Source organism: Rhizobium sp. BK112 (assembly GCF_014193215.1).
Taxonomy (GTDB): Bacteria; Pseudomonadota; Alphaproteobacteria; order Rhizobiales; family Rhizobiaceae; genus Rhizobium; species Rhizobium anhuiense.
Genome location: NZ_JACHYZ010000008.1, coordinates 173276 through 199795 on the forward strand (window position 1 = coordinate 173276; position 26520 = coordinate 199795).

Below are 26520 nucleotides of genomic sequence, written 5' to 3' on the forward strand. Positions count from 1 at the left end.
CTAAATGGTTGAATCTGAAGCCCAGGGGCGCCTTCCGGGGATCGCTCCGGTCTCCGTCGTCGATATTGGATCGAATTCCATTCGTCTAGTCGTCTACGAAGGCATGTCCCGTTCGCCGACCGTCCTGTTCAACGAAAAGGTCCTCTGCGGCCTTGGCAAGGGCGTCGCCCTTACCGGCAAGATGGATGAAGACAGCGTCGCGCGGGCTTTGGCGGCGCTGCATCGTTTCAAGGCTCTGTCCGACCAGGCGCGCGCCGCCACCATGTATGTGCTGGCAACGGCAGCCGCGCGCGAGGCGAGCAACGGTCCCGATTTCATCCACCAGGCAGAAACCATCCTGAACCGCAAAGTCCGCGTGCTTTCGGGCGAGGAAGAGGCGAAATTCGCCTCGCTCGGCATCATCAGCGGTTTCTACAATCCTGACGGCATTGCCGGCGACCTTGGCGGCGGCTCGCTGGAGCTGATCGATATCAAGGGTAAGGAATTCGGCAAGGGCATCACTCTGCCGCTCGGCGGCCTGCGCCTGTCGGAATATGCAGGCGGTTCGCTCTCCAAGGCCCAGAGCTTTGCCCGCAAGCAGTTGAAGACGGCAAAGCTGCTGTCGAAAGGCGAGGGGCGTACCTTCTACGCCGTGGGCGGCACCTGGCGAAACATCGCCAAGCTGCACATGGAAATCACCCATTATCCGCTGCACATGATGCAGGGCTATGAGGTGTCGCTCGAAGCGATGATGCAGTTCCTCGACCAGGTGGTGGCCGCGCGCGACTCCAGGGAGCCGGCGCTGCAGGCCGTTTCCAAGCACCGTCGGTCGCTGCTGCCCTTCGGCGCCGTCGCCATGAAGGAAGTGCTGAGCGCGATGAAGCCGTCGATGATTTCCTTCTCGGCGCAAGGTGTGCGCGAGGGATATCTCTATTCGCTGCTGTCGGAGGCCGAGCGCCGCGCCGATCCGCTGCTTGCCGCTGCCGGCGAGCTGGCGATCCTGCGTGCCCGCTCGCCGGAGCATGCTCGCGAGCTGGCCGAATGGACCGGCCGCATGATGCCCCTCTTCGGCATCCAGGAAACCGAAGAGGAAAGCCGCTACCGTCAGGCCGCCTGTCTGCTTGCCGATATCAGCTGGCGCGCCCATCCTGACTATCGAGGGCTGCAGGCGCTGAACGTCATCGCTCACTCTTCCTTCGTCGGCATCAGTCATCCCGGCCGCGCCTTTATCGCGCTTTCCAACTATTACCGTTTCGAAGGCCTGCATGACGACGGCGCCACCGGCCCGCTGGCCCAGATCGCCACGCCTCAGCTCATCGAGCGCGCCAAGCTGCTCGGCGGCATGCTGCGTGTCGTCTACCTCTTCTCGGCCTCGATGCCCGGCATCGTCAAGAACCTGACCTTCCGCAAATCGCCGAACCCGGACCTCGACCTCGAATTCGTCGTGCCTCCCGAGTACCGCGATTTCGCCGGCGAACGCCTGGACGGTCGCCTGCAGCAGCTGTCGAGACTGACCAACAAGCGGCTGGCGTTTCTGTTCGAGTAGGGTAGGCATCTTTACGGCGGGCTGTTTTGACCGTGCCGTCCCTCCGCCTTCCCTCATTCCTGTGCTCGTCACAGGAATCCAGCCACCGCGCGTCCGCTCGGTGAACGACTCAATGCGAGGGTTGAAAAAGTCTCTTGCGCCCAACGACTTGGGCGCACTGCATTCCTGTGACGAGCACAGGAATGAGGGAGAAACTTAGATGCCCACGACCAGATAAAAAAGGGCGGCGCTTACGTACCGCCCTCTCTATCTCACATCAAACCCGAATTACTTCGCGTTCAAAAACTCGCCGACCTCAAGCAGGCTGAACTCGTTATTGTCGGCCTTGTCGACGGCGCGGCCGGCCGAGAAGGGCAGGTTGTTGTCGTTGCCGATGATGATGTGCGTGGCGTCGACGCGGTCGACGTTTTCGATCGTCACGAACGGCATGTCGTAGACGCCGTCCTTGCTGCCGGCCTTCTTCTTGTTGTCGGGGTCCTGGATATTGAGGAGGTCGATATAGCCGATCTTGCGGACGGCCTTGCCGACATTGGCATCGTTGAACTCGATCTTGTAGACGCGCTTCAGTTCGGCCGGAGCCTCGAAGCAATCCGGCTTCGGCTGCTTGGGGTCGGCGCAGGCCTTGTCCTTGGCGCCGGCGCCGCTGTCGCGCTCGATGACGAGAGCGGTCGTGTCGTCGAGCATGTTGAAGTCGCCGATCGACACGCCCTTGTCTTCGAACGGATAGAGCCAGCTGCGGCCGGTCCACTTCTTGGCGGCGACGTCGAATTCGATAACGCGGATGGCGGTGTGGCCATCGACCGTTTCCATCGTGCCGTCATCCTTGTAGATGGCGCCTTCGAGTAGGCCGTAGAGCTTGGAACCATCCTTCGACATGGCGAGGCCTTCGAAGCCGCCGGAGCGCTTCAGGTTGAAGACCGGCATCTTCGCGGCCGGGTTGCCCGGCAGCTGGATCAGCGGATTGTCGGGCGAAAGCACCGGCTTGCCGTCGAGCGTCGTCGGGATGACGTCGGTCAGGCGGCCTGACGGGTCGAATTTCAGGATGTAGGGACCGAATTCGTCGCCGAGCCAGAAGCCGTCGGCAACCGGCTGGATCGATTCGATATCGAAGTCGGCGCCGGTGAGGTAGCGCGTGTCGGTGCCTTCGAGCACGATCGGGAACGGAGCGATCTTGTTGGGGTCGGAGAGGAAGAGGTTCTTGACGACATCAGCCTTGTTGCCGGCCCAGTCGAACTTCATCTGGTGCAGGAAGAGCATGGAGTCGGACGAGTTGGCCTTCGAGCCGAAGCCGTTGTCGGAGAGCGTCCAGAAGGTGCCGTCGGTCATCGTCTTGATGCCGGAAAAACCCTGGATCGGCTGGCCGTTGAAGGGAAGCTTCAGATCGGTGATGCGGGCGCCGTCCTTGCCGGGAACGGTGCCGAGCGCTTCGGTGCGCTTGCGGTCCGCCGTCGTGAACTTGCCGGAATGCTTGAGGAATTCGGGGGCATCGGCCGGTGCCGGAACCATGGTGTTGGCAGGCAGGATCGCCTGGCCGGCGAGCTTGGCCGGAAACTGCTGCTGGTCGGCCGCAGCGGAGGTCGCGACCAGGATGAAAAGCGATACGGAAGCAAAAAGGACGGTCTTCATAATATCCCCGTGGAACGGATGCGAATGCTTTCCGCTTAGCAGGGCTTTGATGTCAGCGAATTGACGGTTGGGTGAAGCTTTGGTGACGTGCGGCCGAACCGCTGCTCAGCCGTGCAGAATGACGGCGGGCGTGTTCAGGACGGTCACCGCGCGTGAGGAAAGCGCCATGACGCCAAGCGCCTGGCCGCGGCCCCTGACGGCATGGGTGCCGAGATCTTCGCAGGAGATGTTGTCGGGAAACTCCATGCGCCGGGCAAGCTCGGCGGAGATCAGCACCGGCCGGTTCAGACTGCGGCAGAGGGTTTCCAGCCGAGCGGTGGTGTTCACCGTATCGCCGAAATAGCTGATTTTGTGATGGTCGACGCCGACTTCGGCGGTGATGATCTCGCCGCCGTGAAGGGCGGCGCGCAGCTTCGGCACCTGGCCGTAATTTTTCCGCCAGCCGGCGGCATTGGCGTCGATATCGGCGAGAATGTCGAAGATGCAGCGCACGCAGCGCGCATTCTTGACACCACGGGCAAGCGGCCAGGTGATGATCGCGGCATCCCCGACATAGTCGTTGATCATGCCCTTGTGACGCCTGACGGGCTCGGCGAAGGTCGCAAACAGCGAGCTCAGCAGCTGCTGCGCCCTGAGGTCACCGTGCTTTTCGGCAAAGGCCGTCGAATCGACGAGATCGATGAACAGGAAGACACGTTCTTCCCTGACCGGATTGCGGTAGCGGCTGACGAGCATGCTGAGGAAAACGTCGCGGCCGAGCAGTTCTCGCACACGCAGGACGAAGATCATCAAGGCGCAGACCGCCAGCGCATAGAGGAAGACCTCGAACGGCATGATGACGAGATCGAGGAGCGACGGCGGCTTCAGCATGCCGACCGACCAGAGCAGCAGGCCCGCGCAGGCAAAGCCGATGCTCATCAGGATCTCATAGATCACCAGCTCGGTGATGATGAAGGCGAAAGTCGGCAGCTTTTGGATGCGCCTGTAGAGCGTGCGCAACAGCACCTTACGCTCGAAAGCGATGATCGGCATGCCGATGAAAAGCGCGAAGATCGCTCCGATGACGGGCGTCTGGTTGGAATAGAACATGGAATCATAGATGACGCCGCTGGCCGCGAGGACGATCGCGATCAGGATCCAATTCTGCGTCGGAGATATTTCCCGCATGCCGCCTCTGCGCCGTGATGTTTCACCCAGCCATTGTTTCCGGCCGGAACCAACCGTCAAGCGAATTCGAAACGACGGCGCCGCGTCGTTCGGACGCGTGAAGCACGATGCAGCCCTTGGAAGTGCTGCATAATCTATCCAACCTCAGAGGCTGACGGTTTCGACCTTCCGGTCGACGAAGCGCAGAGCGATGTCGCCCTGGATCAGCCGCAGCGCCGGCTCGCCGAAAAGATCGCGCCGCCAGCCGCTGAGGGCCGCGACATCGGCCTTTTCGCCCTCGGCGGCGATCCTGTCGAGATCCTCGCTGTTGGCGATCACCTTCGGCGCCACGCCGTGTTTTTCCGAAATCAGCTTCAACAGCACCTTGAGCAGTTCGACGGCGGCAGCGGCCCCTTCGGGCGCCTGCGCCTGGCGTGGTGCGTGCGGCATATCGGCCTTCGGAAGAGCAAGCGCCGCGTTGACGGCCTCGATAACAGCGGCGCCGGAAGTCGAGCGCTCCCAGCCTTTCGGAATGGTGCGCAACCGGCCCAGCGCCTCGGTATCCTTGGGCTGCTGCTGGGCGATCTCGTAGATCGCATCGTCCTTCAGCACGCGCGACCGCGGCACGTTGCGGGCGCGGGCCTCGCGTTCGCGCCAGGCGGCGACATATTTCAGGATCGCCAGCTCCTGCGGCTTGCGCAGGCGCATCTTCAATCGCTGCCAGGCATCGTCGGGATGCATGTCGTAGGTTTCGCGCGCCTCGAGAATGTCCATTTCCTCGGAGAGCCAGGAGGTGCGGCCTTCGCGATCGAGCTCCGCCTTCAGCGACAGGTAGACGTCGCGCAGGTGGGTGACGTCGGCCAGCGCATATTCCAGCTGCTTGTCGGAGAGCGGCCGGCGGCTCCAGTCGGTGAAGCGCGACGACTTGTCGATATGGACACTCTTGATGCGGCTGACCAGTTGATCGTAGGAGACGCTGTCGCCGAAGCCGCAGACCATGGCGGCGACCTGCGTGTCGAAGATCGGATGCGGAATGAGATTGCCGCGATTGAAGATGATTTCAATGTCCTGGCGCGCCGCATGAAAGACCTTCAGCACCTTCGTATCGGCCATCAGCTCGAAGAAGGGGGCGAGATCGATGCCCTTGGCCAGCGGATCGACGAGAACTTCGGTCGTCGGGCTTGCCATCTGGATCAGGCAGAGCTCCGGCCAGAAGGTCGTCTCGCGCAGGAATTCGGTGTCGATGGTGATGAAGTCGGACTTGGCCAGCTCTTTGCAGGCGGCCGCCAAATCGGCGGTGGTTTCGATCATATCATTTCATTCGCAAGGAAAAGGTCGGTTGAACCTTCCTTCTCCTTTCGGTTCGATATGTCAATACAACAGCATACGCTTCGAGCATTGCTGGCGAAGAATCACGTCCAAACTGAGGCAAGGGCGAACCACGGCGCGACGCGCGGCCACGATCGTGAAGGCGCGCGGTCTCAGCTCACCCTGAGATAACTCGTCATCCCCGTCTTCTGATGCTCGATGATATGGCAATGCAGCAGCCAGTCGCCGGGATTGTCGGCGACGAAGGCGAGCTGCACCTTCTCGTCCGGTTGGATGAGATAGGTATCGGAGGTGAGCGGCATCACCTCCCGCGTCGAGGAGGAGATCACCGTGAAGCTCATCCCGTGCAGATGGATCGGATGCGTATGCGGCGTGGTGTTCTCCAGATTGAAGACATAGCTCCTGCCGAGCTTCAATTCCGCAAGCGGCGCCGTCGGATCGGGCGTGTCGCCCGGCCACGGCACCTTGTTGATGGCCCAGAAACTGTAGCCGAGCGTGCCGCAGATGCTTTCGACGGCGGCATTCTCGGCGGTGGCGCTCAGCACCAGCGGGATCTGTTCGGCGGTGGAAAGATCGGCCTTCGGCACCGGATTTTCGACAAGCGGCCCGAGATCGCCGATATCGCGCTTCAATGATGATCCGACCGCGCGCAGGCTGGCGATCGTCTTCGGCGTCGTGCCGCGGATATCTTCCAGCGTCGCGACCGCGCCTTCGCTATCCGGCATGCGCACGGCAAGATCGAGCCGTTGACCCGGCCCGATCTGCAGGAGGTCGAGGGGAAAACGCGTCGGCACCGGATTGCCGTCGATCGCAATCACCGTCGCATCGGCGCCTTCCATCTTCAGCGAGAAGATCCGCGTCACGTCGGTGACCGCGATGCGCAGCCGCACCAGCCCGCCGGCCGGCGCGTCATATTGCGGTTCCTGGTGCCAGTTGGCCGTGCGCACCGTGCCGTAGGTGCCGGTCTTGGCCGCGTCGCGCGGCCGGAAGGGAGCGATGAATTGCCCGTCGCCGCCGAGCCGCCAGTCACGCAGGTTCAGCACCACTTCGGCATCGAACCCCGGATCGGCTGGGTCCTCGACGACGATGACGCCGGTCATGCCGTGCCCCATCTGCGTCAGCGTGTTGCAATGCGGATGATACCAGAAGGTGCCGGCATCGGGTGGCGTGAAGGCATAATCGAAGCTGTCGCCGGTATAGATGTAGGGCTGCGTCATGAACGGTACGCCGTCCATGCGGTTGTCGATGCGAAGCCCGTGCCAGTGGATCGTGGTCGGCTCGTCGAGCCCGTTTTTCAGCCGCGCCGCATAAGGGCGTCCCTTGGTCATCCTCAAAACCGGCGGCATGCCGTCGTGGCCCCAGCTCATGATATCCCTGGTCGGTCCCGCCTCGGTCAGCATGGCCTCGGTCTTTACCGCCGTCAGCAACTGCGGCTCGGGAGCTGCCTCGGCAAGCCCGAATTTGCCGGCAATGCCAATGCCGGCGCCATAAGCGCCCGCGACGGCGGATGCCTTCAAGAGGTTGCGGCGGGTAAGCAGAGGCATGCGGACGCTCCACGGTCAGAATGCCGATCCTTTTAAAGTTGACCGGTAGCTTCAGCAATACGGCAAGCGCGGCCAAACTGCCGCAGCATGGCGGCCGCCGCCTCGCCATAAACGCGTGTCAAACGCCCGGCCGCGTGCGCCAAGCCTTGACAAATCGGAGCGTCCATGCGCTTTTCCGCCCGATTTTCTTGTCGGCGCTTGAGGGTCCTGAAACCCTTGCTGCCGTCTCAGTACATGCCAGGATTTGACATCATGCATCGCTATCGCAGCCACACATGCGCCGCACTCCGCAAGACGGATGTCGGCTCGACCGTCCGCATTTCCGGCTGGGTCCACCGCGTTCGCGACCATGGCGGCGTTCTCTTCATCGACCTTCGCGACCATTACGGCATCACCCAGGTCGTCGCCGATCCCGACAGCCCGGCCTTCAAGATGGCGGAAACCGTCCGCGGCGAATGGGTCATCCGCATCGACGGTCTCGTCAAGGCCCGTACCGAAGACACCGTCAACAAAACCATGGCGACCGGCGAGATCGAGCTCTACGCGCAGGAGATCGAAGTCCTCTCCGCCGCCAAGGAATTGCCGCTGCCGGTCTTCGGCGAGCCGGACTATCCCGAGGACGTCCGCCTCAAGTATCGTTTCCTCGATCTTCGCCGCGAAACGCTGCACCGGAACATCGTCAAGCGCACCCAGGTCATCTCCGCCATGCGCCGCGAAATGGGCAATGTCGGCTTCACCGAATATACGACGCCGATCCTGACGGCCTCCTCGCCGGAAGGCGCGCGCGACTTCCTCGTGCCCTCGCGCATCCATCCCGGCACCTTCTACGCGCTGCCGCAGGCGCCGCAGCAGTACAAGCAGCTGCTGATGGTCGCAGGCTTCGACCGCTACTTCCAGATCGCGCCGTGCTTCCGCGACGAAGACCCGCGCGCCGACCGCCTGCCGGGCGAATTCTACCAGCTCGACCTCGAAATGAGCTTCGTGACCCAGGAAGACGTCTGGAACACGATGGGTCCGCTGATGACCAACATTTTCGAGGAATTCGCCGAAGGCAAGCCGGTCACCAAGGAATGGCCGCGCATTCCCTATGACGAGGCGATCCGCAAATATGGTTCGGACAAGCCGGACCTGCGCAATCCGATCGTCATGGAAGCGGTGACCGAGCATTTTGCCGGCTCCGGCTTCAAGGTCTTCGCCGGCATGATCGCCTCCAACCCGAAGGTTGAGATCTGGGCGATCCCGGCAAAGACCGGCGGCTCGCGCGCCTTCTGCGACCGCATGAACGCCTGGGCGCAGAGCCAGGGCCAGCCCGGCCTCGGCTACATCTTCTGGCGCAGCGAGAACGACAAGCTCGAAGGGGCAGGTCCGCTTGCCAAGAACATCGGCGAGGAGCGCACCGACGCGATCCGCACCCAGCTCGGTCTCGGTGATGGCGACGCCTGCTTCTTCGTCGCCGGCGAGCCGGAAAAATTCTACAAGTTCGCCGGCGAGGCGCGCACCAAGGCTGGCGAAGAACTGAACCTCGTCGACCGCGACCGCTTCGAACTGTGCTGGATCGTCGACTTCCCCTTCTTCGAGTGGAGCGAGGAAGACAAGAAGGTCGACTTCGCCCACAATCCGTTCTCGATGCCGCAGGGCGGTCTCGAAGCGCTGCAGAACCAGGATCCGCTGACGATCAAGGCGTTCCAGTACGATGCCGTCTGCAACGGCTTCGAAATCGCCTCGGGCTCGATCCGCAACCAGTCGCCGGAAACCATGGTCGCCGCCTTCGAGAAGGTCGGCCTCAGCCAGCAGGATGTCGAAGACCGTTTCGGCGGCCTCTACCGCGCCTTCCAGTACGGCGCGCCTCCGCATGGCGGCGCTGCCTTCGGCATCGACCGTATCGTCATGCTGCTCGTCGGCGCGAAGAACCTGCGCGAGATCTCGCTGTTCCCGATGAACCAGCAGGCCCAGGACCTCTTGATGGGGGCGCCGAGCCCGGCAACCCCGACACAGCTGCGCGAACTCTCGATCCGGCCGATCCCGCCGGTGAAGAAAGACTGAGAGTTCTTCTCGGCTCGCATGCAAAGCCCGGCGGCTTCAACTGCCGGGCTTTTTGCTTGTTTCACTCGCTCACAATGCCGCGTAGATCGCCTCGCGAAGATCGACTGTGAACTTGCCCCACATGCCCTCCAGCGTCGTGTTGGTCAGCGCCACGACGGTCAGCCGGTTGACCGGGTCGACGAACCAGCTATGGCCGTAGACGCCGCCCCATTTCAGCGTGCCCTTGGGGAAGGGGACGCCTGCCTCGGCCGGATTGGTGATAACGGACCAGCCGAAACCGAAGCCGGAACCGGGCTCGTGCTGCTGGCGGCGCCCGCCGGCCTGGTCGGTCGTCATCATCCCTACGGTTTCGCTCGAGACCAGCGGGACGCCGCCCCTGCGGATGGCGTCGAGGATGGCGAGCACGTCACCCGCCGTTCCCGCCATGCCGGCGCCGCCTGAATGATAGGAGGCGGGGTCGAAGATGCGGTTCGGCGCGAAGCGGATGGGACCCATCAGCGACATCACCAGCGCATTCTCGCCCATCAGCGCCGGTTCCGGTGACGCATCCATATAGGCTGCCGCCAGCCGGCTGCGGTCGCGAACCGAAAACGCGGTATCGGCAAGACCGAGCGGTTTCGTCACCAGATCAGCGACGGCGTCGCCGAGCGGCACGCCGGTTTCCGCCTCGATGACGCCGCCGAGAACATCCATGGCGACGGAATATTGCCAGTCGCTGCCCGGCGCGAAGCGCAGCGGCACGCTGGCGATCCGCCGCAGGTTTTCGGCCAGCGGCAGTCCCGGTTCGTCGAGGCCGTCGGAAACGCCGGCGCTGATATAAGGGCCGCCATCCTCTTCGGAGAAGCTGTAGCCGAGCCCTGATGTATGGGTCAGCAGGTGGCGGATGCGAATGGTTGCTTCGCCACCATCGGGCAGCCTTGGACGGAAGTCCGGTAGCCATTGCGTCACCGCGTCGTCGAGCCCGATTCTTCCCTGCTCGACGAGCCGCATCGCGGCGATGGTGACGATCGGCTTGGTAATGGAGGCGAGCCTGAAGATCGTGTCCTCGCGCATGGCCAAACCGTTTTCGCGATCGGCAAGGCCGGCGGCGCGGCGATGGACGATCTCTCCGTCGCGGGCGATAAGCACCACCGTTCCAACCAGCCGTTGTTCGGTAAGCGCGCTTGTGATTGCCGCATCGACCGCTGCGGCAAGGGATGAATTCCTGTCGGCATCCGCCGTTTCGAGGGGAAGACTCATCAGATTAAATCTCCTATAATCACAATGACCGTTCCTGAATATAGCAGGACGCTTCGAATTTCTAGAGTGATCATTGTGAAAAATAGCGCTGACACGAAAAATCCCGCCGCCCGCCGACGCGGCCGCCCGCCCGCCTTCGACCGCGAGACCGTTCTCTCGGCGGCGCGCGAGACCTTCTGGGCGCATGGATATGAGGGCGCCTCGATCGCCGATCTCACCGCCGCCATGGGCATCACGCCGCAAAGCCTCTATGCCGCCTTCCACTCGAAGGCCGATCTCTATCGCGCGGCGCTCGAGCAATATCGCGGGCTGGGCGCCGATACGTTTTCCGCGCTCGGCGAGCCGATCGACACCGTCTCCGCCTTCGAGCGCATATTGCGGGGCTCGGCGGCGATCTTCTCGGCACCGGAGCATCCGAAAGGCTGCATGATCTCCACCGCGGCGCTGAACTGCGCCAGCGAAAACGAGGTCATCGCCGACCATGTTGCGGCGATGCGCCGCCGGTCGCTGGATGCTTTCACCGCGAGGATCGAGCGCGGCATCCGCGAGGGCGATATCAAGGCCGGGTCGAACCCTCGCGCACTCGCACGGTTCCTCGGCGCCATCATCCAGGGCATGTCGGTGCAGGCGAGGGACGGGGCGCCTCTTGAGGAACTGCTTGATATCGCAGCCCTCGCCATTGCCGAGGTCGCCCGCCACCGCGCCTGAAAACGAAAAGGCCCGGCAGAATGCGCTGCCGGGCCTTTCGTCATGAGATCGAAGCGATCAGTCGTTGGCGGTAACCTTGACGCCGAGCACTTGCGGCAATGTGTTCGGAGCGCCCATGGCGGCGCCGACGATCGTCGGGAACGGCACCGGCTTTTCAGGCGCGGCCTTGACCGTCAGGCTCTTCGGATCGTCGAGGAAGGTGTTGACGGCGGCCGAAACGGCGTTCTGCAGTTCCGGGATATTGAGCTGCGCCAGCATGATCGGCGTCATCGCCTTCAGCGAATCCGCCATCTGCTTGCCGGACATGTTCTGCTGCGAACCGGCATAATCCAGCGCGCGCTTGGTGATCGAAGCATCTTCGAAACGCACTTGCGCCGCCTCGAAGGACAGCTGCTGCATCAGGCCGAGCATGGCAAGGCCGAGCGCCTGGTCCGACTGTTCCTTGTTTGGATTGGCTTCGGATTCCTTCATCGCATCCTGCATCGACTTCATGAAGGCCATCGTGTAGCCCGAGATCTTGAAGCCGAGGCTCAGTTTGCCGATGTTGGTGAAGTCGAGGGCGAATTCCGAAATGTCGATCGTGCCGGGGGCAAGTTCCCAGGCGCCCTTCATGGTAATGTCGCCCTGGACGTGCTGCAGGGCGAGCTTCTCGAGCGCGTCCTTGCTTTTCGGCTCCTCAGCCTTGGTGAGATCGACCTTCAGGCTTTTGACGGCGCCGTCGAAATCGAAGCCGGATTCGTCCTCGCGCAGCGTCAGGTTCATGTTGCTTTCGAGCAGCGAGAACATTTCCGCGCCGTCCTTGACCACCTTCAGCGGGCCGGTATGGGCGCTTTCGTAGAGCATCATGGTATCGAGCGTATCGCCGCCCGCCGTTGCCGGGACCGAGATGCCACCGAGCGTCAGTCCCTCCGCCGTCACTGTGGCGCCGTCTTCCGTCTTGTTGATGTCGGGGAAGGCGGCTTCTTCGATGTAATAGCCGCCGTCCTCGTCTTCTTCGACGCCGGAAAGGGTGATCTCGCCGATGGGCAGGCTTTCGCCGCTGGTCGGTTTGACGGTGACATTCTTCAAGGTCACGGTGGTGCCGTCGATATCGATGTTCTCAGCCGCAATCGCTACGCCCTGGGCCGCATAGGCGGCATTGATCTTCTTCAGCAGATCGGTGCCGTCGAGAGCAAAAGCCGAGCCGGCGAGCGAGAAAAAGGCGGCGCCCGACAGCATCAGCCGCGTTGTCCGGTAAAAGTTCATGGGGTGTTTCCTCTGGTGGCGTGTGGCGGTTTTGAATCTGCAGTTACGCTACTACGGATTGGGCCAGCTTTATATTTGCGGACTTCTAAATTTCCGTTGAAAGGAACGGCAAACGAAGTCCAAATTGCGGCGGAACGTTTGTCTCATCCTTTGATGTCAGTCGGAAGACTTCATCCACAGCTGCAATGGCCTGGATTCCTTGCCCGCCGGGCTCTTCTGAGTTAGTCAAGACCCATGGGACAAGAGATTTTGCCGCCTTCCGGCGGAGACGACGACAACATCCAGCCGGTCGACCTCAAGGCGGCGCTCGAGCAGCGTTACCTCGCCTATGCGCTATCGACCATCATGCATCGCGCTTTGCCTGACGTGCGCGACGGGCTGAAGCCCGTCCATCGCCGCATCGTCTATGCGATGAACGAGATGGGGCTGAGGCCGAATACAGCCTTCAGGAAATGCGCCAAGATCGTCGGCGAAGTGATGGGTAATTACCATCCGCACGGCGACCAGTCGATCTACGATGCGCTTGCCCGTCTCGCCCAGGATTTCTCGCAGCGCTACACGCTGGTCAACGGCCAGGGCAATTTCGGCAATATCGACGGCGACAGTCCCGCCGCCATGCGTTACACCGAATCGAAGATGACGGCGGTCTCCGAACTGCTGCTCGAAGGCATCGATCAGGATGCCGTCGATTTTCGTGACACCTACGACGAATCGAATACCGAGCCGGTCGTCCTTCCCGGCGCCTTCCCGAACCTGCTCGCCAACGGCTCCTCCGGCATCGCCGTCGGCATGGCGACCTCGATCCCGTCGCACAATGCCCACGAGCTTTGCGACGCCGCCCTGCATCTGATCAAGCATCCGGATGCGACGGTCGAAAAGCTGGTCGAATTCATTCCCGGCCCGGATTTTCCGACCGGCGGCATCATCATCGACAACCGCGACAGCATCATCGAGAGCTACCGTACCGGCCGCGGCGGTTTCCGCGTGCGGGCGAAATGGCAGACGGAAGATCTCGGCCGCGGCGGCTACCAGATCGTCATCACCGAAATTCCCTTCCAGGTGCAGAAATCGCGACTGATCGAGAAGATCGCCGAGCTGCTGATCGCCCGCAAGCTGCCGCTCTTGGAAGATATCCGCGACGAATCGGCCGAGGACATCCGCGTTGTGCTGGTGCCGAAGACCCGCAGCGTCGATCCGACGATCCTGATGGAATCGATGTTCAAGCTGACGGAGCTCGAGAGCCGCTTCCCGCTCAACATGAACGTGCTGTCCATGGGCCGCATCCCGCGGGTCATGGCGTTGAACGAAGTGCTGAAGGAGTGGCTGGACCACCGCCGCGAAGTCCTGCAGCGCCGCTCGCGCTTCCGCCTGGCGGCGATCGACAGGCGCCTCGAAATCCTCGGCGGTCTTCTGGTCGCCTATCTCAACATCGACGAGGTCATCCGCATCATCCGCGAGGAGGATGAGCCGAAGCCGGTCATGATGGCGCGCTGGGATCTGACCGACAATCAGGTCGAGGCGATCCTCAACATGCGGCTGCGCGCCTTGCGCAAGCTGGAAGAGTTCGAGATTCGCAAGGAATTCGACGAACTCACCAGGGAAAAGGGCGAGATCGAGACGCTGCTTGCCTCCGACGACAAGCAGTGGCAGACGGTCGCCTGGGAAATCGGCGAAGTGAAGAAGAAATTCGCCAAGGCGACCGAGGTCGGCCGCCGCCGCACCCAGTTTGCCGATGCGCCTGAGACCGACGAGGAAGCGATCCAGCAGGCGATGATCGAGAAGGAACCGATCACTGTCGTCATTTCCGAAAAGGGCTGGATCCGCGCGCTGAAGGGCCATATCGCCGATACGGCGACGCTGACCTTCAAGGAAGGCGATGGCTTGAAGATAGCCTTCCCGGCGCAGACGACGGACAAGATCCTGATCGTCACGACCGGCGGCAAGGCTTTCACACTCGGCGGCGACAAGCTGCCGGGTGGCCGCGGCCACGGCGAGCCGTTGCGCATCATTGTCGATATGGACAACGACCAGGCGGTGCTGACCGCTTTCGTCCATGATCCCTCGCGCAAGCAGCTGATCGTCTCCACAGCCGGCAACGGTTTCGTCGTTGCGGAAGCCGAGCTGGTCGCCAACACCCGCAAGGGCAAGCAGATCATGAACGTCGCGCTGCCCGAGGAAACGCAATTGCTCGTGCCCGTCAGCGGGGACCATGTCGCCGTCGTCGGCGAAAACCGCAAGCTGCTGGTCTTTCCGCTGGTGCAGGTGCCGGAAATGTCGCGCGGCAAGGGCGTGCGCCTGCAGCGTTACAAGGATGGCGGTATTTCCGACGTCCGCTGCTTCGCGATATCAGACGGCCTCGTCTGGGAAGACAGTGCCGGCCGCACCTTCACGAAGAACAAGGACGAGCTTGCCGAATGGCTGGCAGACCGCGCCACCGCCGGCCGCACCGTGCCGAAGGGCTTCCCGCGCAGCGGTAGATTCGCCGGCTGAGGCATAAATTCCGCGCTTGTCTCTTGGCGGGCGCGGCAACTCCTCTATCTCATTGCTGTTACCAAAAATATGAAAGGCCGGCTCCGGAGGCGGACGGAATGGCCGCAGGCCGCGCACGGAAGGAGTGTGCGCGCACTACCGGAGGAAAATCGATGCCCGCCAGCACCATCAAATTGCATGTCAGCCGCACCTACGGGGTGCCGCCTGCTGTCGTCTACGACGCCTGGCTCAATCCCGAAATCGCCCGCCGCTTCCTGTTTGCCACCGATGATGGCCATGTCATCCGCGCTGAGATCGATCCGCATGTCGGCGGCCGTTTCTTCGTGGTCGACCGCCGCCCGACCGGCGACGCCTTCCACCAGGGAGTCTTCCTGGAACTGAAGCGCCCACGACGCATGGTCTTCAGCTTCTCCGTCGAGGAGCATGATCACAATTGCGACCGCGTCGAAATCGAGATCGAGCCTCTTGGCGGCGGCAGCCGCCTGACGTTGACCCACGAAATGTGCGCCGAATGGGCCGAACACGAGGAAAAGACCCGGCAAGGCTGGGCGCATGTGATCGAGGGGCTTGGCAGGGAACTGGAGCAGCAGCAGTTCAAGGCGACGGGTTGAGCGCTATGCTGAAATCCCGAAGGAAGCGGGTCGCGCCTTCCTCGTCGATCTCGCCGGCGGCGACGTCGAGTACAAATGCAATAACCTGCGCGTTATCGGCATTGATGACGTAGCGGTTGATATAGAAACGTAAACGCCGCGAGATAGCCGGTACGCTTGTTTCCATCCTTGAATGGGTGGTTTCTAACAATGGCGTAGAGATAGGCTGCGGCGAATACGAAGATATCGGTTTCGCCATGTGCCGCCTTGTCGAGCGGCCGTGCCAAACTGGTTTCCAATGCGTTGGCATCCCGGAGGCCAGACAGACCGCCGTGCTCGGCGATCTGCTCGTCATGCATATTTTCAATCGCCTGGCGGATTCGCGGAGCGCCACTCGATATTTTTCCATGCCGATGCGGGCTGCCCGCACTTGCTCGGCAAGGTCCGCCGATTCCGGCACGAGCCGAATATTACCCTCGACCTCTCGCAATTCGAGGCTGTCGCCGCGGCTCAAGCCCAGCCGCTGCAGTACCTCTTTAGGGATAATAACGCCCTGGGAATTGCCGACCTTGCGGATTGTGCCCTTCATCATTTTATCCCCTGTAATAACGGAGTTACAACATCGGTCCGATCCGGCGGCAACGTCCTATTCCGCTGGTTGCCTGATGCTCTTCTCCCGCACCATCCAGAAGCAATGCCCGGCGATCGCCGTCACCAGGATGCCGCCGCCGACCAGCGTCATCGCCGCCGGCGTTTCGGCGAAGATCAGCCAAACCCAGATCGGCGCGAGCACGGTCTCCAGCAGATAGAACATGCCGACTTCAGGCGCGGAAAGATAACGCGGCCCCGTTGCAAGGCACCAGAAGGCGACCGGCATCATGATGGCGCCATTCAAGAGGATCCAGCCGGGATGGGCGATGGAAAATCCCAAGGGCAGAGCTTGCGCGAGGCCGAGGGCGGCCGGCAGGATGGCGGCAAGCAGCGGCACGAAGCCCATTTCCCGGCGCGAGCCACGTCCGATGGTGATGGCTGCGGCAAGAATAAGCGCGCTGAGAAGCGCCATGGCGTCGCCAAAAATATGGCCGCTCGCAAGCCCTTCGCGCACGATCAGCCCGACGCCGAAGATCATGAACAGCATGGCGATCAGCGTCGCGGCCTGCGGCTTCTCCTTCAGGAAAATCCAGGAAAGCAGGGCAGCGAACATCGGGTTGAAGGCGACGATGAAGACGACATTGGCTGTGGCCGTATTGAAGACTGAAAGCACGAAGGTGAGGGAGGAGAGGCCGTAAAGCAGGCCGGCGAATAGGCCTGCTCGCCCAGGAATGAGGACCGGCCATTTGCCCGAGGCAAGGCGCATTGCTCCAAGGATGACGAGCGTCGCAAGAATCGTTGCTGCGCTTCGTATTCCCAGGATCGACCAGATGTCGCCATTGCCAAGACGGACGAGCGGGATATCCATCGAAAGCGCCAGCCCGCCGATCGCCGTCAGCAGCAGACCCTTCCGATGATCGGAAAGAGCGGTGGGGAACATTCAGTCGTGGGTGCTTTCGGGCATGGAGGCGGGATCGAAACGTTCCCAGCCGCGCGGCGTCAGATGCTCCTGCGGCTGGAAGCGCGTCTTGTAGTCCATTTTCCGCGACCCTTGAACCCAGTAGCCGAGATAGACGTGCGGCAGTCCCAGCGCTTTCGTGCGCCTGATATGGTCGAGAATCATGAAGGTGCCGAGCGAACGCCGATCGAGCGCCGGATTGAAATAGGAATAGACCATCGACAGCCCGTCGCTCATCGTATCGGTCAGCGCTGCGGCAAGCAGTTCGCCCTTCGGCCGCTGCTCCAGTCCGGAGCCTTCCTCGCGCCGGCGGTATTCGATGATTCTCGTATTCACGTGCGTGTCTTCCACCATGATCGCATAGTCGAGCACGGTCATGTCGGACATGCCGCCCTGCTGGTGGCGAAAATCGAGATAACGCCGGAAGAGCGAATATTGCTCGCTGGAAGGCTGGGCGGGGAATTCAGTGGCCATGACGTCGGAATTGGCGGCAAGCACCCGCTTCATCGATTTCGTCGGCTCGAATTCCTGGGCGAGAATGCGCACGGAAACGCAGGCGCGACAGGATTCGCAGGCCGGGCGGTAGGCGATGTTCTGCGAGCGGCGGAAACCGCCCTGCGTCAGGATGTCGTTCATCTCGGCGGCACGCGGGCCGACCAGATGGGTGAACACCTTGCGCTCCATCTCATGCGGCAAATATGGACACGCAGCCGGAGCCGTCAGATAAAACTGCGGGGATGGCGTGGTCTGCGTATTCATTTGTCGCGGAAATTTCCTTGTCGAGACAGTGCCGTTTTCAGACAGCATGACCTAAGAATAGAAAACGTCAACAGCGGGGCGGGTTTCGCCCTTCATTTCAGTCTTCTAATTTTAGATATGGAGCGTCCGAAGTTCCCGGCAAAGGCAAGGCGGAGACTTTATTTCGTCTCCGCCCTCCCAAAAAGCCCAAAGTTGCAATGAGGCTCTGAGCCAGGGTCTCAGGCTGTGCGCACCGTTGCCGTGCCGACCAGCAGGTCGTGGACGAGACGGCTGCGCTCGATGAACAGGCCGGCCAGCAGGATGAGCGGCGTCAGCACCGAGTTGAGGATCCAGAACAGCGCCAGATGCACGATCGCCGTCATGAAATCCATCGGCCGCCCATCGACGCGCACGATTGCGATTCCCATGGCGCGCATGCCGAGCGAGGCCTGGCTCGGTCCGCCCACCGTCAGGCCGAAGTAAATGCCGGCGACGATGACGAAGAGGGCAGGGTAGAGAAAGAAGCCGAGCCCCAGCGTGACGATCGACAGGAAGAACAGTACGATCGCCGCGGGAATGCAGAGCAGCGCCACGATGACGTAATCGAGGATGAAGGCGAGGACACGGCGGCTCAACACGCCGCTATAGGCGCGCCAGTCCTCCGGTGCGGCATAAAGCGGATTGGGGTTGTAGCTCATCTCAATCTCCTGCGGAAAAACGATGCCGCTGATATGGTATCGGCAGGGCAAAATGCAATAATCTGCCCCCAAATCGCCAATCTGCTTGAAATCACCGCTTCGCGAGAATCCTCGCCACCTCGACCGCGAAATAGGTGAGGATGCCGTCGCATCCTGCCCGCTTGAACGACAGCAGCGTTTCGAGCATCGCCCGCTCGCCGTCGATCCAGCCGTTCATCGCCGCAGCCTTGATCTGCGTATATTCGCCGGAAACCTGGTAGGCGAAGGTCGGCAAGCCGAAGGCCTCCTTTATCCGCCAGCAGATATCGAGATAGGGCAGGCCGGGCTTGACCATCAGCATGTCGGCGCCTTCCTCGACGTCGAGGGCCGCGTCGCGGACTGCCTCGGTGCCGTTGGCGGGGTCGAGATAATAGGTCTTCTTGTCGCCTTTCAGCAGCCCGCCCGTCGAGATCGCCTCGCGATAGGGACCGTAGAAGGCGGAGGCGAATTTCGTCGCATAGCTCATGATGCCGACGTTCTGGTGGCCGGCCGCATCGAGCGCCATGCGGATCGCGCCGATACGCCCGTCCATCATCTCCGACGGTGCGATGATGTCTGCGCCGGCATCCGCCTGCATCACGGCGGCGCGCGCCACCTGGTCGACCGTTTCGTCATTGACGATTTCGCCGTCTCTGAGAATACCGTCATGGCCATGGCTGGTGAAGGGATCGAGCGCGACGTCGGTGATGACGCCGATATTGGGCACCGCCTTCTTGATCGCTGCCGTCGCCTGGTTGATCAGATTGTTGGCTTCGAGGCTGTTCGAGCCGGTCTCGTCGCGCAATTCCATCTCGATATTCGGAAAGGTGGCAAGTGCCGGAATGCCGAGGCCGGCCGCTTCACGCGCGGCTTCCACGGCTTTGTCGATGCTCATCCGGTTGACGCCGGGCATGGCCGGGATCGGATCGACGATGCCGGAACCCGGGACGATGAAGATCGGCCAGATCAGGTCGTCGACCGTCAGCCGGTTCTCCTGCACCAGCCGGCGTGTCCAATCCGCCTTGCGGTTGCGCCGCATGCGGCGATGGCCGGTGATCTCGTCGACGAGATGAGTCCTGTCCTGCATGATATCTGTCCCAAGCCCATTCCATTTATCCGAGCGCTCATTATCATGGCGCCCGGAAAATCCAAACCGGACGATTGGCCGCGGCGGAAAACCTCCGGCGCATAACCGCGAAATTTGGAGTCGATTTTCAGGGTTATGCGCCAACGCAATGTGATAGAGCGTCCTCAGCCCGTCTTGTCTGATGCGCGGGCGCCTTTGTGAAGATGCAACCCCAAACCGATGTCTGCGCTATGGAAACCGATTCCCCGACGATACCGAAACGCACGCTGGCGGATATCCTCTTCATTCTCTTCCTGAGGCTGGTTGCCGTCTCCTGCTTCTGGTTCGGCCTGCAATATTGGGCGATGCTCGTCGGCTATTCGCTGGTCGGCGCCGGCCGCTTCGATCTTTTGAGCCTGCCATGGAAGGTGGCGAGCACCAGTCTCGCGGTGCTTTTCCCCGTTGCCTCCCTCGGTCTCTGGCTCACCGTTTCCTGGGGACCGGTGATCTGGGTGCTCGCTGCCGGCGGGCAGATCCTGATGTATGGCCTGCTGCCCGATATTTTCGGCCCCAACCAGCTGATCATCCTGCTGCATGTCATGGTCGCCGTCGTTTACTGGATTTTCCGCCTGCTGCTGTGGCTGGAAAAGCGCCGGCATCGCCGCCAGGTAAGCGTTGATTTACCCTGAGACAACGTGGAGTTACCGGTAAGGCTCCGTTAAGCCTGCGGTTTAAGTCGAATTTTATATGTATTCGATAGGGTCTCACTCAAGGCGGGAAGAAAACACACCGCCAAACAAACAGTGAGGCAGTCAATATGAATACGAAAATCAAGCCGCAGGCGGTATCGACCTTCCGTGACCAGCAGGATCATGACATCCGTGATCTTTACATGGAATCCCTTCATCTCGTTGAACGTCTGCACCGTCGTCTTCTCGACGTCATCAAGGACGAATTCGACCGTCAGGGTCGCAGCGACGTCAACGCCATTCAGGCGCTGCTCCTTTTCAACATCGGCAATTCCGAGCTGACCGCCGGCGAGCTGCGCTCGCGTGGCTACTATCTCGGCTCCAACGTTTCCTACAACGTCAAGAAGCTGGTCGATCTCGGCTTCATCAACCACCAGCGCTCCCGCATCGACCGCCGATCGGTCCGCATCAGCCTGACCGAAACTGGCCAGGACATCGCCGAAACGGTGGCCAAGCTCTACGAACGCCACATCGCCTCGATCGACAAGGTCGGCGGCATCGGCACCGACGAGTTCACCCAGATGAACAAGCTGCTCCAGCGTCTGGACCGTTTCTGGAACGATCAGATCCTCTATCGTCTCTAAAACCCGGACCTCCTTTCAGGGTTGCAGAAAATCGGACGTGTTCCCTGCACGTCCGATTTGCCGTTTGATCCGCGTGGCATCTTTGCAACGCAGGGCAGACAAGCGCAAAGCCCGGTATTCAAGCCGTTTTTTAGCCGTTATTAACCGGCACGGTTTACCCCGTCATATGGTTCGTTGCGTCGTGTTCCCGGCAGCCGACAGTCCTTCTGCCGACCTGGCAACACGAATTGGCCATATTGGTGTGGCAGCGGAAGGCTTAACAACCGGCGCTTTCAATGGACCGATCAGAGTTCAGGCTTTCTCATCGCAATCTTGTGATGGGGGAGGCGGAGTTTTTTGATACGCCGGGACAACGAATGGACAGGGATCTGCGTTAAAGCGCAGTGATTTCGCAAAGAGCCGCGGCTTGTTCTTATGGCGGCATTGAGTGGTTGGGACTATGTCGAAGAAAAACGGAATTGAAGCTCTCTCTCGCCGCGCTTTCCTTGCGTCCGCGGCAACGGTTGGCGCCAGCGCGATCGCGGCGCCGGCATTTGCGCAATCGGCGCTCGATACGCTGATCAACGCGCCGCGCCGCGGCAACTGGGACGACCAGTTCGACGCCAAGGCGGCGTCGCGCACGGCGACCGCCATGGTTTCCAACACGCCGATCCTCGGGCCCCAATCGGTCGCGAGCGCCCAGCAGGCAATCATGCAGTATCAGCAGATCGCCGCAGCCGGCGGCTGGCCCGAGGTCAATCCCGGTGACCAGCGCCTGCAGCTCGGCGTCAGCTCTCCCGCCGTCCAGGCGCTGCGCCAGCGTCTCGCGATCACCGGCGATCTGCCGCGCGAGGCCGGCCTGTCCAACGCCTTCGATTCCTATGTCGACGGCGCCGTCAAGCGCTTCCAGGCGCGTCACGGACTGCCGGCCGATGGCGTTCTCGGCGAATTCACCCTGAAGGCGATGAACATCCCCGCCGATGTTCGCCTGCAGCAGCTGAACACCAATGTCGTCCGTCTGCAGACCTTCCCCGAGGACTTGGGCCGCCGTCACCTGATGGTCAATATTCCGGCGGCCTATGTCGAGGCCGTCGAAGACGGCAGTGTCGCGACGCGTCACACCGCGGTCGTCGGCCGCTTGAGCCGCCCGACGCATCTGGTCAATTCGAAGATCTACGAGGTCATCCTCAATCCTTACTGGACGGCGCCGCGCTCGATCGTCGAGAAGGACATCATGCCGCTGATGCGCAAGGATCCGACCTATCTCGAAAAGAACGCCATCCGCCTGATCGACGGCAAGGGCAACGAAGTCGCCCCCGAAACCGTCGACTGGAACGGCGAGGCGCCGAACCTGATGTTCCGACAGGACCCCGGCAAGATCAACGCCATGGCGTCGACGAAGATCAACTTCTACAACAAGAACGGCGAGTATATGCACGACACGCCGCAGCAGGGCCTGTTCAACAAGCTGATGCGCTTCGAATCCTCGGGCTGCGTCCGCGTGCAGAACGTGCGCGACCTGACCAACTGGCTGCTGCGCGAGACCCCCGGCTGGAGCCGCCAGCAGATGGAGCAGGTGATCGCCACCGGCGTCAACACGCCGATCAAACTCGCGGCGGAAGTTCCGGTTTACTTCGTCTATATCTCTGCCTGGGGCATGCCCGACGGCATCGTCCAGTTCCGTGACGACATCTATCAGATGGACGGCAATGCCGAGCTGGCGCTCGACACCACGGCTGGCATGGAACAGCCGGTTCAGTAAGCGGCAAGCTCTGCATCGCAATTTGAGAACCGCGCTTTCGGGCGCGGTTTTTTTATGCCGGGAGGGGCTCTCCATAAAATGGCCGCCAGGCATCGGCGCGGCGCGGCCGGAAAAGAGCGTGAGCGCGCGCTTTGCTCAGCAAATGTCGTTCTTCGTATTGCCCTTGCCACAGCGGAAGGCTAATACCTCAGCGCATTCCAGTTGAGGAGCCCGCCCATGACCAATGCTTCCACCGAATCCTTCTTCAATCGCTCGCTTGCGGACGTCGATCCGGACATTTTCAGCGCGATCGGAAAGGAGCTCGGTCGCCAACGGCACGAGATCGAACTGATCGCTTCTGAGAACATCGTCTCCCGCGCCGTGTTGGAAGCCCAGGGCTCCATCATGACCAACAAATATGCCGAGGGTTATCCCGGCAAGCGTTATTACGGCGGCTGCCAGTTCGTCGATATCGCCGAGGAACTGGCGATCGAGCGCGCCAAGAAGCTGTTCGGCGTCAATTTCGCCAACGTCCAGCCGAATTCCGGTTCGCAGATGAACCAGGCCGTGTTCCTGGCGCTCCTGCAGCCCGGCGACACTTTCATGGGTCTCGACCTGAATTCGGGCGGCCATCTCACGCATGGTTCGCCGGTCAACATGTCCGGCAAGTGGTTCAACGTCGTTTCCTACGGCGTGCGCGAAGGCGATAACCTGCTCGACATGGATGAGGTCGCCCGCAAGGCCGAAGAAACCAAGCCGAAGCTCATCATCGCCGGCGGCACTGCCTATTCCCGCATCTGGGACTGGAAGCGCTTCCGCGAGATCGCCGACAGCGTCGGCGCCTATCTGATGGTCGACATGGCCCATATTGCCGGCCTCGTCGCCGGTGGCGTTCATCCGTCGCCGTTCCCGCATTGCCATGTCGCGACGACGACGACCCACAAGTCGCTGCGCGGCCCGCGCGGCGGCGTCATCCTCACCAATGACGAGGATCTGGCCAAGAAGTTCAATTCGGCCGTTTTCCCCGGCCTGCAGGGTGGTCCGCTGATGCACATCATCGCCGCCAAGGCCGTTGCCTTCGGCGAGGCACTGCAGCCGGAATTCAAGGATTATGCCGCTCAGGTCGTCAAGAATGCCAAGGCGCTCGCTGAAACGCTGATATCAGGCGGCCTCGACGTCGTCTCCGGCGGCACCGACAACCACCTGATGCTGGTCGACCTGCGCAAGAAGAACGCCACCGGCAAGCGCGCCGAGGCAGCGCTCGGCCGTGCCTACGTCACCTGCAACAAGAATGGCATTCCCTTCGATCCGGAAAAGCCCTTCGTCACCTCGGGTGTGCGCCTGGGCGCACCGGCCGGCACCACCCGTGGCTTCAAGGAAGCGGAATTCCGCGAAATCGGCAATCTCATTGTCGAGGTTCTCGACGGCCTGAAGGTCGCCAATTCCGATGAAGGCAATGCCGCCGTCGAAGCCGCCGTGCGCGGCAAGGTGGTCAATCTCACCGACCGCTTCCCCATGTATGGCTACATGGGATAAGGAGTAGGGATGCGCTGCCCCTATTGCGGTTCGGAAGATACTCAGGTCAAGGATTCGCGCCCGGCGGAGGACAACACCTCCATCCGCCGGCGGCGCATCTGTCCGGATTGCGGCGGTCGCTTCACCACCTTCGAGCGCGTGCAGCTGCGCGAGCTGATGGTCATCAAGAAGACCGGCCGCAAGGTGCCATTCGACCGCGACAAGCTGGTGCGCTCTTTCGAGGTGGCGCTACGCAAGCGCCCGGTCGAGCGGGATCGGATCGAGCGCGCCGTCTCCGGCATCGTCCGCCGGCTTGAAAGCTCCGGCGAAACCGAGATCTCTTCCGAGCAGATCGGCCTGCAGGTGCTGGAGGCGATGAAGAGCCTCGATGATGTCGGCTTCGTGCGCTACGCCTCGGTCTATCGGGATTTCTCGCTTGCCGAGGATTTCGAGAAGGTCATTTCGGAAATCAACGCCAAGATTGCCCGCGACCCGCTGGACAGGTGAGCCATGAGCATCACGCCGCATGACGAACGTTTCATGGCGGCGGCGATCCGCCTGTCGCGCTGGCATCTCGGCCGCACCGCTACCAACCCCTCCGTCGGATGCGTGATCGTCAGGGATGGCGTCATCGTCGGCCGGGCGGTGACGGCGCTCGGGGGCCGCCCGCATGCCGAGACGCAGGCGCTGGCTGAAGCCGGCGCGCTCGCCCGCGGCGCCACCGCCTATGTGACGCTCGAACCTTGCTCGCATCACGGCAAGACGCCGCCCTGTTCCGAGGCGCTGATCGCCTCTGGCGTTGGCCGCGTCGTCATCAGCGTCACCGATCCAGATCCGCGTGTCTCGGGCCGCGGCATCGCCATGCTGCGTGAAGCCGGCATACAGGTGGATGCCGGTGCTCTGGAGGAAGAGGGCCGGCGTTCGATTGCCGCCTATCTCACCCGCCAGACGAAGAACCGGCCCTATGTGACTCTCAAGCTTGCCGTTTCCGCCGACGGCATGGTCGGCCGTCAGGGGGAGGGACAGGTGGCAATCACCGGCCCGCTTGCCCGCGCGCAGGTGCATGCGCTGCGCGCCGAAACCGATGCGATCCTCGTCGGCATCGGCACGGCGATTGCGGACGATCCGCTGCTGACGGTGCGAACACCAGGTCTCGAAGCCCAGTCCCCGATCCGCATCGTTCTCGATCCCACCCTGGCATTGCCGCTGACCAGCAAGCTCGCCCTGACGGCGCGGGACGTGCCTGTCATCGTGGTGGCGAGTGAGGAAGTGTGGCCTTTGTCGGCGGATGCGGAGGGGCTACCCCCCTCTATCCTGCCGGACACCTCCCCACCTGTGGGGGGTCCGAAGGACGGGTCGAGACCTGTGGCTCGGCCCCGGTACTCCGGCAGGGCAGAAGGCGGTACCCCACCCACAGACGCTACCGACATGGACTCGCGCCGCGCCGCACTCGAAGCCGCCGGCGTCGAGATCGTCTATTGCAATCCTTACCATCCGGAAATCCTGCTGCCGGCACTCGCAACACGCGGTATTTCCTCGCTTCTGGTCGAGGGCGGCGCAAAGACGGCGCGGCTTTTCCTCGAGGCTGGCCTCGTCGACCGTATCCAGCTTTATCAGGCGCCTGTCGTTATCGGCCAGCGCGGTATTGAATCGCCGCTTGATGCAACCGACATACCATCGGGTTTTGCCCATAGGGGCACGCGGATGTTCGGCGAAGATCGCCTGGACGAATATGAAAGAGGGTTTTGATGTTCACCGGAATAGTCACCGATGTCGGCACGGTCGAATCCGTTTCCCCGTTGAAGGAAGGCATCCGCCTGCGGGTCGCGACCGCCTATGATCCCGCGACCATCGACATGGGCGCCTCGATCTCGCATGCCGGCATCTGCCTGACCGTCACCGCCCTGCCGGCCGAAGGCAGCAACGGCCGCTGGTACGAGGTCGAGGCCTGGGAGGAGGCGCTCCGGCTGACGACGATCGGCACCTGGCGGGAAGGCAGCCGCATCAATCTCGAACGGTCGCTGAAGATCGGCGATGAGCTCGGCGGCCATATCGTTTCCGGCCATGTCGACGGCAAGGCGGAAATCCTCTCGGTGACATCGGAGGGTGACGCCACGCGCTACCGCCTGCGTGCGCCCGGACACCTCGCAAAATTCGTCGCCCCCAAGGGTTCGATCGCACTCGACGGCACCTCGCTGACGGTCAATGCGGTCGACGGCACGGATTTCGACGTGCTGCTCATCCGCCATACGCTCGAAGTCACCACCTGGGGCGACCGCAAGGCCGGCGATTTCGTCAATTTCGAGGTTGATACCATGGCGCGTTACGCCGCCCGGCTGGCCGAATTCCCCAGCGCCTCAGCCTGAAATGTGCCCCTCACCCTAACCTGCCGGGGTCG

22 protein-coding genes and 2 pseudogenes are annotated in these 26520 nt (G+C 62.0%); 12 read left to right on the top strand and 12 right to left on the bottom strand.

All coding sequences use genetic code 11. The features are described from left to right. Positions 1 to 4: 4 nt before the first annotated feature. The gene (gene ppx / locus FHT75_RS22050) at positions 5 to 1525 is read left to right on the top strand and encodes an exopolyphosphatase (protein WP_063474263.1); all 1521 of its coding nucleotides are present in this window, start codon (positions 5 to 7) and stop codon (positions 1523 to 1525) included. Between the two features lie 267 nt (positions 1526 to 1792). Here ppx and FHT75_RS22055 read toward each other — a convergent pair whose 3' ends face one another. The 4 genes from FHT75_RS22055 to FHT75_RS22070 form a co-directional block, all read right to left on the bottom strand. Then, positions 1793 to 3151: an esterase-like activity of phytase family protein gene (locus FHT75_RS22055; RefSeq protein WP_063474264.1), complete on the bottom strand. Its 1359-nt coding sequence runs from the start codon at positions 3149 to 3151 to the stop codon at positions 1793 to 1795. 105 nt (positions 3152 to 3256) lie between these two features. Beyond that, a complete protein-coding gene (locus FHT75_RS22060) occupies positions 3257 to 4318 on the bottom strand; it encodes an adenylate/guanylate cyclase domain-containing protein (RefSeq protein WP_025570680.1) in 1062 nt (353 codons plus the stop codon). A 144-nt stretch (positions 4319 to 4462) separates the two neighbouring features. Continuing rightward, positions 4463 to 5608, bottom strand: a complete 1146-nt coding sequence (gene rnd / locus FHT75_RS22065) for a ribonuclease D (protein ID WP_063474265.1) — start codon at positions 5606 to 5608, stop codon at positions 4463 to 4465. A gap of 170 nt (positions 5609 to 5778) precedes the next feature. Beyond that, positions 5779 to 7170 (bottom strand): multicopper oxidase family protein, encoded by a 1392-nt coding sequence (locus tag FHT75_RS22070; RefSeq protein WP_063474266.1) that lies wholly within the window; start codon positions 7168 to 7170, stop codon positions 5779 to 5781. A gap of 252 nt (positions 7171 to 7422) precedes the next feature. On the opposite strand from FHT75_RS22070, the gene aspS reads away from it, so the two are divergent. After that, positions 7423 to 9213: an aspartate--tRNA ligase gene (aspS, locus tag FHT75_RS22075; RefSeq protein WP_063474332.1), complete on the top strand. Its 1791-nt coding sequence runs from the start codon at positions 7423 to 7425 to the stop codon at positions 9211 to 9213. A gap of 69 nt (positions 9214 to 9282) precedes the next feature. Here aspS and FHT75_RS22080 read toward each other — a convergent pair whose 3' ends face one another. Next, positions 9283 to 10452 (bottom strand): serine hydrolase domain-containing protein, encoded by a 1170-nt coding sequence (locus FHT75_RS22080; RefSeq protein ID WP_063474267.1) that lies wholly within the window; start codon positions 10450 to 10452, stop codon positions 9283 to 9285. 66 nt (positions 10453 to 10518) lie between these two features. Here FHT75_RS22080 and FHT75_RS22085 point away from each other — a divergent pair, with 66 nt between their 5' ends. Then, the gene (locus FHT75_RS22085) at positions 10519 to 11160 is read left to right on the top strand and encodes a TetR/AcrR family transcriptional regulator (RefSeq protein ID WP_082849681.1); all 642 of its coding nucleotides are present in this window, start codon (positions 10519 to 10521) and stop codon (positions 11158 to 11160) included. Positions 11161 to 11217: 57 nt separating this feature from the next. Here the strand turns inward: FHT75_RS22085 and FHT75_RS22090 are convergent, their stop codons facing one another. Further along, a complete protein-coding gene (locus FHT75_RS22090; RefSeq protein WP_063474268.1) occupies positions 11218 to 12405 on the bottom strand; it encodes a hypothetical protein in 1188 nt (395 codons plus the stop codon). Between the two features lie 234 nt (positions 12406 to 12639). Here FHT75_RS22090 and parC point away from each other — a divergent pair, with 234 nt between their 5' ends. Next, positions 12640 to 14895, top strand: a complete 2256-nt coding sequence (parC, locus tag FHT75_RS22095) for a DNA topoisomerase IV subunit A (protein WP_063474269.1) — start codon at positions 12640 to 12642, stop codon at positions 14893 to 14895. A gap of 152 nt (positions 14896 to 15047) precedes the next feature. Continuing rightward, the gene (locus FHT75_RS22100) at positions 15048 to 15506 is read left to right on the top strand and encodes an SRPBCC domain-containing protein (RefSeq protein ID WP_063474270.1); all 459 of its coding nucleotides are present in this window, start codon (positions 15048 to 15050) and stop codon (positions 15504 to 15506) included. Here the strand turns inward: FHT75_RS22100 and FHT75_RS22105 are convergent. From FHT75_RS22105 to hemB, 6 genes and pseudogenes are all read right to left on the bottom strand, one after another. Next, a pseudogene (locus FHT75_RS22105) lies at positions 15490 to 15844 on the bottom strand (type II toxin-antitoxin system death-on-curing family toxin). The gene FHT75_RS22100 and the pseudogene FHT75_RS22105 sit on opposite strands and share 17 nt — an antisense overlap. An 11-nt stretch (positions 15845 to 15855) precedes the next feature. Beyond that, positions 15856 to 16074 (bottom strand): annotated as a pseudogene (locus FHT75_RS22110) (AbrB/MazE/SpoVT family DNA-binding domain-containing protein); the annotation flags it as partial. Between the two features lie 57 nt (positions 16075 to 16131). Further along, a complete protein-coding gene (locus tag FHT75_RS22115; protein ID WP_063474271.1) occupies positions 16132 to 17016 on the bottom strand; it encodes a DMT family transporter in 885 nt (294 codons plus the stop codon). Further along, positions 17017 to 17793 (bottom strand): arginyltransferase, encoded by a 777-nt coding sequence (locus FHT75_RS22120; RefSeq protein WP_063474272.1) that lies wholly within the window; start codon positions 17791 to 17793, stop codon positions 17017 to 17019. A 218-nt stretch (positions 17794 to 18011) separates the two neighbouring features. Next, the gene (locus tag FHT75_RS22125) at positions 18012 to 18470 is read right to left on the bottom strand and encodes an RDD family protein (protein WP_047616624.1); all 459 of its coding nucleotides are present in this window, start codon (positions 18468 to 18470) and stop codon (positions 18012 to 18014) included. A 91-nt stretch (positions 18471 to 18561) separates the two neighbouring features. After that, positions 18562 to 19575, bottom strand: coding sequence for a porphobilinogen synthase (hemB, locus tag FHT75_RS22130; protein WP_063474273.1), 1014 nt, complete (start codon positions 19573 to 19575; stop codon positions 18562 to 18564). 230 nt (positions 19576 to 19805) lie between these two features. Here hemB and FHT75_RS22135 point away from each other — a divergent pair, with 230 nt between their 5' ends. The 7 genes from FHT75_RS22135 to FHT75_RS22165 all read left to right on the top strand — a co-directional run bounded on the left by FHT75_RS22135 (position 19806) and on the right by FHT75_RS22165 (position 26488). After that, the gene (locus FHT75_RS22135) at positions 19806 to 20243 is read left to right on the top strand and encodes a DUF6163 family protein (RefSeq protein WP_063474274.1); all 438 of its coding nucleotides are present in this window, start codon (positions 19806 to 19808) and stop codon (positions 20241 to 20243) included. 128 nt (positions 20244 to 20371) lie between these two features. Beyond that, positions 20372 to 20887 (top strand): transcriptional regulator LdtR, encoded by a 516-nt coding sequence (ldtR, locus tag FHT75_RS22140; protein ID WP_003547156.1) that lies wholly within the window; start codon positions 20372 to 20374, stop codon positions 20885 to 20887. Positions 20888 to 21326: 439 nt separating this feature from the next. Continuing rightward, on the top strand, positions 21327 to 22628 hold the full coding sequence (locus tag FHT75_RS22145; RefSeq protein ID WP_047616400.1) for a murein L,D-transpeptidase: 1302 nt from the start codon (positions 21327 to 21329) through the stop codon (positions 22626 to 22628). 216 nt (positions 22629 to 22844) lie between these two features. Continuing rightward, positions 22845 to 24143, top strand: coding sequence for a serine hydroxymethyltransferase (glyA, locus tag FHT75_RS22150; RefSeq protein WP_018447470.1), 1299 nt, complete (start codon positions 22845 to 22847; stop codon positions 24141 to 24143). A 9-nt stretch (positions 24144 to 24152) separates the two neighbouring features. Continuing rightward, the gene (gene nrdR / locus FHT75_RS22155; protein WP_003547190.1) at positions 24153 to 24629 is read left to right on the top strand and encodes a transcriptional regulator NrdR; all 477 of its coding nucleotides are present in this window, start codon (positions 24153 to 24155) and stop codon (positions 24627 to 24629) included. A 3-nt stretch (positions 24630 to 24632) separates the two neighbouring features. Next, a complete protein-coding gene (ribD, locus tag FHT75_RS22160; RefSeq protein ID WP_063474275.1) occupies positions 24633 to 25871 on the top strand; it encodes a bifunctional diaminohydroxyphosphoribosylaminopyrimidine deaminase/5-amino-6-(5-phosphoribosylamino)uracil reductase RibD in 1239 nt (412 codons plus the stop codon). Continuing rightward, positions 25871 to 26488 carry a riboflavin synthase gene (locus FHT75_RS22165; RefSeq protein ID WP_063474276.1) on the top strand — a complete coding sequence of 206 codons (618 nt, stop codon included), beginning with the start codon at positions 25871 to 25873 and terminating at the stop codon, positions 26486 to 26488. Before ribD ends, FHT75_RS22165 begins: the two co-directional genes overlap by 1 nt. The last annotated feature ends 32 nt before the right edge of the window (positions 26489 to 26520 follow it).

Coding starts and splice junctions, on each gene's coding strand:
- ppx (WP_063474263.1), top strand. CDS start 5: ATGGTTGAATCTGAAGCCCAGGGGCGCCTTCCGGGGATCGCTCCGGTC.
- glyA (WP_018447470.1), top strand. CDS start 22,845: ATGACCAATGCTTCCACCGAATCCTTCTTCAATCGCTCGCTTGCGGAC.
- FHT75_RS22080 (WP_063474267.1), bottom strand. CDS start 10,452: ATGAGTCTTCCCCTCGAAACGGCGGATGCCGACAGGAATTCATCCCTT.
- parC (WP_063474269.1), top strand. CDS start 12,640: ATGGGACAAGAGATTTTGCCGCCTTCCGGCGGAGACGACGACAACATC.
- FHT75_RS22145 (WP_047616400.1), top strand. CDS start 21,327: ATGTCGAAGAAAAACGGAATTGAAGCTCTCTCTCGCCGCGCTTTCCTT.
- FHT75_RS22125 (WP_047616624.1), bottom strand. CDS start 18,470: ATGAGCTACAACCCCAATCCGCTTTATGCCGCACCGGAGGACTGGCGC.
- FHT75_RS22090 (WP_063474268.1), bottom strand. CDS start 12,405: ATGAACTTTTACCGGACAACGCGGCTGATGCTGTCGGGCGCCGCCTTT.
- rnd (WP_063474265.1), bottom strand. CDS start 5,608: ATGATCGAAACCACCGCCGATTTGGCGGCCGCCTGCAAAGAGCTGGCC.
- FHT75_RS22165 (WP_063474276.1), top strand. CDS start 25,871: ATGTTCACCGGAATAGTCACCGATGTCGGCACGGTCGAATCCGTTTCC.
- ldtR (WP_003547156.1), top strand. CDS start 20,372: ATGAATACGAAAATCAAGCCGCAGGCGGTATCGACCTTCCGTGACCAG.
- hemB (WP_063474273.1), bottom strand. CDS start 19,575: ATGCAGGACAGGACTCATCTCGTCGACGAGATCACCGGCCATCGCCGC.
- ribD (WP_063474275.1), top strand. CDS start 24,633: ATGAGCATCACGCCGCATGACGAACGTTTCATGGCGGCGGCGATCCGC.
- aspS (WP_063474332.1), top strand. CDS start 7,423: ATGCATCGCTATCGCAGCCACACATGCGCCGCACTCCGCAAGACGGAT.
- FHT75_RS22100 (WP_063474270.1), top strand. CDS start 15,048: ATGCCCGCCAGCACCATCAAATTGCATGTCAGCCGCACCTACGGGGTG.
- FHT75_RS22055 (WP_063474264.1), bottom strand. CDS start 3,151: ATGAAGACCGTCCTTTTTGCTTCCGTATCGCTTTTCATCCTGGTCGCG.
- FHT75_RS22120 (WP_063474272.1), bottom strand. CDS start 17,793: ATGAATACGCAGACCACGCCATCCCCGCAGTTTTATCTGACGGCTCCG.
- FHT75_RS22115 (WP_063474271.1), bottom strand. CDS start 17,016: ATGTTCCCCACCGCTCTTTCCGATCATCGGAAGGGTCTGCTGCTGACG.
- FHT75_RS22070 (WP_063474266.1), bottom strand. CDS start 7,170: ATGCCTCTGCTTACCCGCCGCAACCTCTTGAAGGCATCCGCCGTCGCG.
- FHT75_RS22060 (WP_025570680.1), bottom strand. CDS start 4,318: ATGCGGGAAATATCTCCGACGCAGAATTGGATCCTGATCGCGATCGTC.
- nrdR (WP_003547190.1), top strand. CDS start 24,153: ATGCGCTGCCCCTATTGCGGTTCGGAAGATACTCAGGTCAAGGATTCG.
- FHT75_RS22135 (WP_063474274.1), top strand. CDS start 19,806: ATGGAAACCGATTCCCCGACGATACCGAAACGCACGCTGGCGGATATC.